We start from the raw sequence: 8,408 nt of genomic DNA on the forward strand, positions 1-8,408 counted from the left end.
GCGCTCGACCGCGCGCCGCAGCCGGGTCGTCTCGGGCGCGCCGGCGGTCGCCGTGCGCGTCGAGCCGCCGGTGTCGGGATCAGGTGCGGGGGTCGGCCTCGCCCGCTCGGGCGCGACCGTCACGCAGCGCGCTGCCGGTCCTGCGGCGCCGCGATGTCGGCGATCGCCCGGTCGATGATGCGGTCGCCCGTCACGCCCGAGAACTCCGCCTCGGGATCGATGACGACGCGGTGCGCCCACACGGGCTGCGCGAGCTCCTTGACGTCGTCGGGCAGCACGAAGGCGCGGCCCTTCGACGCGGCCCACACCTTGACGGCGCGCATGAGCGCCATCGCGCCGCGCACCGAGACCCCGAGGCGCGTGTCCTTCGAATCGCGCGTGTGCTCGGAGAGCTGCGCGACGTAGTCGAGCACGGCGTCGTCGACGTGCACGGTGGCCGCGAGGTCGATCATCTCGGCGATCGCGCCGGTCGTGATGACCGGCTGCACGCCCGAGGAGGCGTTGCGGTTGGAGGCGCCCGCGAGGATCCGCACGGTCTGCTCCCGCCCCGGGTACCCGATCGAGGTCTTCATGAGGAACCGGTCGAGCTGCGCCTCGGGGAGCCGGTAGGTGCCGGCCTGCTCGATCGGGTTCTGGGTCGCGATGACCATGAAAGGGCGCCCGACGCTGTACGGCGTGCCGTCGACGGTCACGCGCCCCTCCTCCATCACCTCGAGGAGCGCGGACTGCGTCTTGGGGCTCGCGCGGTTGATCTCGTCGGCGAGCACGATCGACGCGAAGATCGGGCCCTTGTGGAACTCGAACTCGCCCGTCTTCTGGTCGTAGACCGTGACGCCCGTCACGTCGGAGGGCAGCAGGTCGGGCGTGAACTGGATGCGGTGGTTCGTGCCCTGGACGGTCGCGCCCATCGACTTGGCGAGCTGCGTCTTGCCGGTGCCCGGTGCGTCCTCGAGCAGCAGGTGCCCCTCGGAGAGCATCGCGGTGAAGGCGAGGCGGATGACCTCCTCCTTGCCGAGCACGACGGAGCCGACGTTGTCGACGAGCCGCGTGAAGGTCTCGGCGAACCAGGCGGCCTGCTCGCGGGTCATGGTGGCGCTCATGCGCGCTCCTCTCGGTCGGAGTCGCGGCGCCGCATCACGGCCACCGCACGTTCGGGGTTCGGAGGCTGCCGTGGGCGATGCCGTCGGGACCGCCCCACACGTACATGTAGGCCTGACCGGCGAAGCCCGAGTAGCAGAGCCGCTCGCCGTTGGACTCGTACTGCGTCGAGCCGCGGAGGCCGCCGATCGACACGACGCCGCTCTCGAACGGGTTCCCGTCGCCGTTGCCGTCGGTGTGGTGGCACGCGAACTGGTAGCTGCCGGGGCGCAGGTCGTTCCAGTTGAGCTCGTAGAAGCGGCACGTCTCGCCGTTCGCCCCCTGACAGCTGCCGCTGTAGGCGACGTCGCCCTTCGTCAGCGAGATCGACGGCGACAGGCGCCGCTCCGCCGTGGCCTGCGCGGTGCCCGTGGTCGTCTGCGCTCCGTGGCCCGCTTCGGCGGCACCGGTGCTCGACTCGACGGTGATGCGCACCGTCTGCCCACCGTTCGCGGCGCGCGTGACCTGGCCGCCCGACCACGTGGTCCAGCCGCCGTTGTCGATCTTGTAGCGCGTGGTGATGTCGCGTCCGTTGCGGGCCGGCGGGCTGATGGTGAACGTGACCTGCTCGACCTGCGCCGAGCCCTGCACGACCGGCGCGGCGATCGGCCCGTAGGGCATCGCCTGGTTGCCGGCCGCGGTCCAGCCGCTCGCGTACGTCGTGCCGTCGACGACCGCGACCGCGCGCACCTCGAACGTGTACGGCCCGCCGTTGTTGTTCATCCCCGTGTAGGTCCCGCCGGGCCCGAACGACTGGGTCCCGGCACCGCCGCCGCGTACCTCGAAGGAGACCTCGTTCGCGCGCAGGCCGTTCGACGACCCGGGCGTCCAGCTCACGACGGAGTTCGCGTTGCCGTCCGTCGCGCTCACGCCCGACGGCGCATCCGGTGCCGTGAACACGCGGATGGGCGCCGAGGGCGGCGAGGGCTGGCTCGTGCCCGCGTCGTTGGTCGCGGTGACCGTGAAGGTGACGTCCTCGCCGGTCGCGTCGAAGCGGAAGCTCGCGCTCGTGCCGCTCACCGTGATGGGCGCCGCACCGGTGGAGGGCGTCACCGTGTACCCGGTGATGGGCGCGCCGTTCTCGTTCGGCGCGCTCCACGTCACCTGCACCTGCACCTCGCCGGGGATGTCGCGGTTCGGCGTGGCGGACGGCTGCTGCACCTGCATGGGCGGGCCGGCCGGGGTGACCGGCTGCGAGTACGCGGAGAAGTCGCTCGGCTCGTCGGCGAGGTTGACCGCCTGCACGCGGAACGTGTACGAGACGCCGTTCGTGAGGCCCGTCCACGTGAGGCTCGTGCCGGTCGCCTGCTGCTGCACGACGCCGCCGGGCGCGGGCGGGGAGATCTCGACCGTGTAGCTCTGGATGGGCGAGCCCCGGTTCACGGGCGGGGTCCACGAGAGCGAGACCTGCGTGTCGCCGCGCTCGACCGAGGGCGGCGCGGGCTGCTCGGGGCGCACGTCGGGACGGGCCTCGTTCGAGGCGGGCGAGGGGTCGGAGTCGCCGACCTCGTTCTGCGCGACGACCTGGAAGCGGTAGGTCACGTTGTTGGTGAGCCCCGTGACGGTGCACGTCGTCGCGGCGCACGGGAAGCTGATCGAGCCGTCGGCCGACTGCACGACGTAGCCGGTGATGGGTGCGCCGTTCGAGGGCGGCGCGCCCCACGTGAGCGTGACCTGGGAGTCGCCGGTCGCGTCGACGTTCGGCCGGGGCGGTGCGTCGGGGCGGCCCTTGACGTTGAGGGTGAGCGTGCCGGTCACCTGGCGGGCGACGAGCTCGGTCGCGTCCTGCACCGTGTAGCGCACGGTGAGCACGCCGCTGAAGTCGCCGCCGGGCGTGACGGTCACCTCGCGGTCGCCGTTCGAGACGTCGCCGTCGCCCGCGACGACCTCGGCGGAGACGACCCGCAGCGGCTCGCCGCGATCGGCGAACGGGTTGAAGTCGTTGCCCACGACGTCGACGGTGATCGGCACGCCCTGCGTCGCCTCGCCGCTGTCGGGCTGCGCGATCGCGAGCGGCCTCGTGGTCGCCACGACCTCGACGACGACCGTGCCGGGCGCCTCGTTGCCGTGCGGGTCGATCGCGACGATCTGGAACGACCCCGTCGTGCCCGGCGGCGTCGTCACCTCCGCCGTGGCGGTGAGGACCGAGCCCCGCAGCGAGACGGTGACGCCTGCCATCGAGCCGCCGCGCTGCTCGAAGACCATCGCCTCGAGGTCGCCGGGATCGGGATCCTTCGTCGCGTCGCGCAGGTCGAACGTCGCCGGGCCCTCGCCCGCCTCCGGGCGGAGGACCGCGCCGGCGAACGTCGGCTTCACGACGCTCGAGGGGATGACCTCGATCGCGATCGTGAGCGTCGCCGTGTTGCCCTCCGGGTCGTCGGGCCCCGTGCCGTCCGTGGCCTCGAAGGTGATGGATGCGGGGCCGACGTAGCCCTGCGGCGACCGGAAGAGGAGCGTCTGCGGATCCTTGATGCGCTCGGAGCCGTCGTGGTTGACGGCCGTGACCGTGTCGCCCGACGTGATGCGCGGCGGCGCCCCGTTCGAGGTCGTCACGAAGTCGCGCAGCGGGATCTCGAGCTGGATGCCCGAGCCGATCTGCACGGGCTCGGTCTTCGAGAGGAACGGGGCGCGGTCGCGCACGGGCGGCACCGAGACGAAGGCCTCGGCGGTCTGCCCGTCGACGTCCGTCACCCGGTAGGTGATGACCTGGAACGCCTCGGAGGGCACGACCTGCACCGTGTCGCCCACGACCTCGCCGGCGCCGGTCACGACGGAGAGCGCGAGCTCGCTCGGGTCCCCGTCGAGGTCGAGGTCGTTGTCGAGCACCGGCACGTCGAAGGCCTGGCCGAGCACCACCTGGTCGCGCGGCAGCGGGTCGTCGCGGGCGATCGGCGGCTGGAGCTCCGCGTCCTCGGCGACCGTGAGCATCACGATGCCCGTCGCTGACGCGCCGCGGGCATCGCGCACGACGTAGGAGAACTGGTAGGTGCCCGGCTCGGCCGGCGAGCGCAGGTCGACGGTGCTCCGCTCGGCGTTGACCGTCGCGCCCGCCAGCTCGTCGCCCGCGGTCAGCCCGTCGGCGGCGAGCGTGAGCGCGTCCTGGTCGGGGTCGGAGTCGTTCTCGAGCACCGGCACGGCGATCTGCCGATCGGGGCGCACCGTGAGGAGGTCGGTCTGCGCGAACGGCGTCTGGTTCACGTCGGCCGCCTGCGCGATGCCGATGATCGCGGTCGCGACGCCCTCGGCGCCCCAACGGTCGCGCACGCGGTAGGTGAACTCGACCGTGCCCGCGCTGTCGGGGAACGCCTCGAAGTCGAAGTAGTCGGGCCCGACGGCGGGCAGGATGCGGCCGCCCTTCGGTGCCTCGTCGTAGCCGACGAGCTCGACACCGTCGCCGTCGGCATCGATGCCGTCGAGCGGGATCGGGATGCGCACGGACGAGCCGGCGAGCACGCGCGACGTGACGGTGCGCGGCGCCGGCGGCGCGTTCTGCTCCGCCTCGCGCGGCACGATCGTGATCGCGACGGTCGCGGAGTCGCGGTTGCCGAGCTCGTCCTCGACCTCGTAGACGACGGTCGCGCGCGTGGGGCCGCCTTCGAGCGCGTGCACGCGCAGGCGACCCTCGGAGATGAACGCGACGCCCTCCGCCTCGGAGGCGAAGCTCGTCGAGACGATGCGGGGCGCGACCCAGAACGGCGTGCCGTCGGGCGAGAAGTCGTTGTCGATCACGTCGAGCGTCGCGAAGTCGCCCGCGCGCACCGTGAGGGCGTCGTCGACGGCCTTGGGCGCGCGCGGCTGAGCGGGCGGCACGACCGGGATGACCTCGACGGTGCCGGTCTCGGAGTAGCGCCCGTTCGAGACGGTGTAGGTGAACTGGAACGGCGCCTCGAGCCCGCGGTTGTCGATGATGCTCACGATGCGGCGGTCGCGCAGCTCGACCGTGACGGGCGCCGCGTTCTCGATCGTCACCTGCTGCACGACGAGCACGCCGCCGGCCGGGTCGACGTCGTTCGCGAGCAGGTCGACGAGCGCGGTGCCCTGCTGCGGCACGAGCGCGGTGTCGCGCACCGCGACGGGCCGCGCCTCCTCGTCGGGGGTGCGGATGTCGACGCGCACGCGGCCGGGCGCGGTCAGCGAGCCATCGGCGATCAGGTAGGTGAAGTAGTGCGTGCCGACCGCGCCGCCGAGGATCTTCACGGTGCCCGTGGTCGCATCCCACGTCATCTCGAGCGAGGGCGCGGGCTCGACCGACGCGAGCCGCAGCGGCTTGCCCGAGGGCGAGAAGTCGTTGAGCATCGGCCGGATCGTCGCCTCGCGGCCCTCGATCGTCGTGACGAAGTCGGCGTTCGCGAGCGGCGGGGCGCTGCCGCGCTCCCGCACGTCGACGCGGATCTCGCCCGTCGTCTCGGACCGCCCGTCGGAGATCGTGATCGTCACGCCGTGGATGCCGACCTCGCCGGTCGCGGTGTAGACGAGCCTGCCCGACGGGTCGGTCTGGATCGTGTCGCCGGAGTCGCTCGTCGCGCCGACGAGGTAGAGGTCGTCGCCGTCGGGGTCGAGCCAGTCGGCGAGCACCTGGTACTCGTACTCGCCCCCCTGCTCGACCGCGAACGCCTGCTCGCGCAGCGCCTCCGGCACGGCGTTCTCGCCGCCGTCGCGCACGGTCAGCACGACGGTCGCCTGGTCGGTCCCGCCGCGGCCGTCGTCGATCTCGTAGCCGAACGAGAAGGTGCCCGCCGGCTGGTCGGGGCCGAGCTGCACCTGCAGGCGGGAGTCGTTCGCGACCGGCGCGACCGTCACCCCGGTCGGCAGGTCGCCGACCGGGCGCGCGACGAGCACGTCGCCGTCGGCGTCGACGTCGTTCCAGAGCACCGGCAGCACCGTGGAGCGGCCCGGCCGCGCCCCGAACGCGTCGTCGTCGGCGGTCGGCGGCGTGTTCTCCTCGTTGATCGGCGGCGGCTGGTTGGTCAGCAGGTCGTCGGTGGACTCGGAGTCCTCCTCGTCGGAGCGGGTGTCGTCCTGGGGCGGCACGAGGTCCTCCCAGTTGTCGACGAGGATGAGCGTGTCGGCGAGCAGCCACGACGCGCCCTCGACGTACTGGTTCAGCACGACCTGGTCGCGGTTGATCCGGAACGTGACGGGCGAGCCGTCCATCTCCGGCACCTGCGCGCGCAGGTCGCGCGCGTCATCGCCGCAATCGCGCACGAACGTCGCGCTGCCCGGCCACACGCCGTGCACGCACCCTCCGAGCTGCACGGGACGCACCGCATCCCCGCCGCCCGGGATCTGCTCGACCTCGGCATCGCCGCCGCCGAGCGGCTGCCGGATGAGCGCGTCACCGGTGGCGAGGATCACGCGGTCCGCGCGATCGCCGTCGAGCTGCACCTCCGCGCCCTCAGGGACGTCGACCGCGCCACCCGGCAGGAGCAGCGTCGCGGTCGCGTCGTCGTGCACGACCGCGCGGTCGCCGACGCTCGTCACGACCGGCGCCTCCATCGCGCCGAGCTCGTCGCGGCCGCGCATCTCAGCCTCGCCCGGCACGCCGTCGACGAGCGGGATCGTCACCTGCTGGCTGTCGGCGGTCGAGACCGCATGCACGGTGCCGTCGCGCCCGACCGTCATCCCGGCGCCGGGGCCGAGCTCGGCGACGGGGTCGGTGTGCTCGGGCGAGTAGCCGCCGAGATCGCCGAAGGGCATGGCCCAGAGGGCTCCGTCCGCCGGGTCGAGGATCGCGACGACGCCGCCGCCGAGCGCGAGACGCCCCTGCGGCGGCAGCTGCACGCTCGTGCCCGTCACCACCTGCACGGGGTCGACGAGCAGGGCGGCGGATGCCTCCTGGTTGTGGAGCAGGACGTGGTCGCCGTCCTGCTGCACGTCGAAGCGCGCGGTCGGCGAGATGAGGCCCGCGTCGAGCTCCTCCGCCTGCACGTTGATGCGGCCGAGCTGCTGCGTCTCCTGCTTCGTCACCCAGACGCCGCCGTCGTGCAGGTCGACGTCGGTGGTGGTGAAGCCCTCATGGGTGAACGCGACGATGCCGAGGGCGACGGACACGGCGGTGACGAGCGCGCCTGCTGCCGTCGACCTGCGATGGCGCGTGACCCACCGGAGCAAACCGACTTCCCTCTCGGCTCATGGAACGCCGCCCCGGGACGGGAGCGGCAGCCCCATTGTGGCAGACCTGAGCGAACACCAACCTGACGGCAAGCATTCCCAAGAGGCGCAGCGCTCCGCGCGACAGCGGATCGCGGCGCTCCACGTGCACAGGAGCCGCCCGGACGCGGACGGGGGAGGCGGTGACCGCCTCCCCCGTCCGCCCCGGCGCGATCAGCTGCGCGCGCGCTCGTACGCCGCGAGGCGCTCGGTGTTCTCGGCGTTGAAGTCGTCCATGGCCTGGCGGTTCCACTCGCGCGCCCGGCGGCCGCGGCGCGACACGATGCCGCCGACCCAGATCGGCACCTCGCGCGCGATCACGAAGGCGAGCACCGACAGCGGGGCGAGCAGCAGCGGGGCGAGGTCCCCGGCATCGATGCCGGGCAGGGCGGTGTAGCCCTCCCAGCCGCCCTCCGACTCCATGAACGCGCCCGCGATGTGCGCGAGGTAGACGAGCGCGGCGACGAGGAAGCCGCCGAGCACGTGCGCCCACCAGCCGGCGCGGTTCACGATGAGCGCGAGCACGAGGTATGCGACGAGGAACACGATCACGGGCAGCAGGAACGAGGGGCGCAGCCACAGCGTCTCGAGCGTCTCGGTCGCGTCGAAGCCGCGGTCGAAGAGGTAGCCGACCGCGAAGGAGGCGGCCGCGAGCAGGAGCGCGAAGATCAGGGTCGCGAGGAGCACGACCGCAGCGCCGACCCCGCGGGCGCCCTTGCGTCGCGGCGGCACGGGCTCCTCGACGAGCACGATGGGCGAGGCCCCTGCGCCCGCCCCGCCGGTGTCGCCTGCGGCCGGGATCGCCGAGTCGGGCACCTCGTCGCGGATGATGCCGAACCGCCCGGTGCGCTCGCGCGGCTGCTCGTCGAGCACGCGCGTGGCGCCGGCGCCGCCGTCGGCGGTGTCGAGCGCCCGCGTCTCCGCGTCGCCGGTCATGCCGAGCACTCGGGTGTCCGTGTCGTCGGTGGTGTCGAGCGCCCGCGTCTCGGCGTCGTCGACGGCGATCGGCCGGGTGGCGTCCTGCACCTCCATCGCCTGCGTGGGCTCCGGCTCGAGGAGCTCGCGGCGCTCGCGCCGGGTGGCCGCGCCGCCCGCAGCCGCGCCGGCGGTCGCGGCGGCAG

At 73.2% G+C, this 8,408-nt stretch carries 3 protein-coding genes; all 3 read right to left on the bottom strand.

Features of this window, described 5'->3' with window-relative positions; genetic code table 11:
• Nucleotides 1-119: 119 nt before the first annotated feature.
• Nucleotides 120-1,100, bottom strand: a complete 981-nt coding sequence (locus NWP09_RS09815; RefSeq protein WP_258275330.1) for a MoxR family ATPase — start codon at nt 1,098-1,100, stop codon at nt 120-122.
• A 34-nt stretch (nt 1,101-1,134) separates the two neighbouring features.
• Nucleotides 1,135-7,188 (bottom strand): Ig-like domain-containing protein, encoded by a 6,054-nt coding sequence (locus NWP09_RS09820; RefSeq protein ID WP_258275331.1) that lies wholly within the window; start codon nt 7,186-7,188, stop codon nt 1,135-1,137.
• 273 nt (nt 7,189-7,461) lie between these two features.
• On the bottom strand, nt 7,462-8,408 hold a 947-nt coding region (locus tag NWP09_RS09825; protein ID WP_258275332.1), incomplete at its 5' end, for a hypothetical protein.

It is taken from the genome of Agrococcus sp. HG114, assembly GCF_024723325.1.
Lineage (GTDB): Bacteria > Actinomycetota > Actinomycetes > Actinomycetales > Microbacteriaceae > Agrococcus.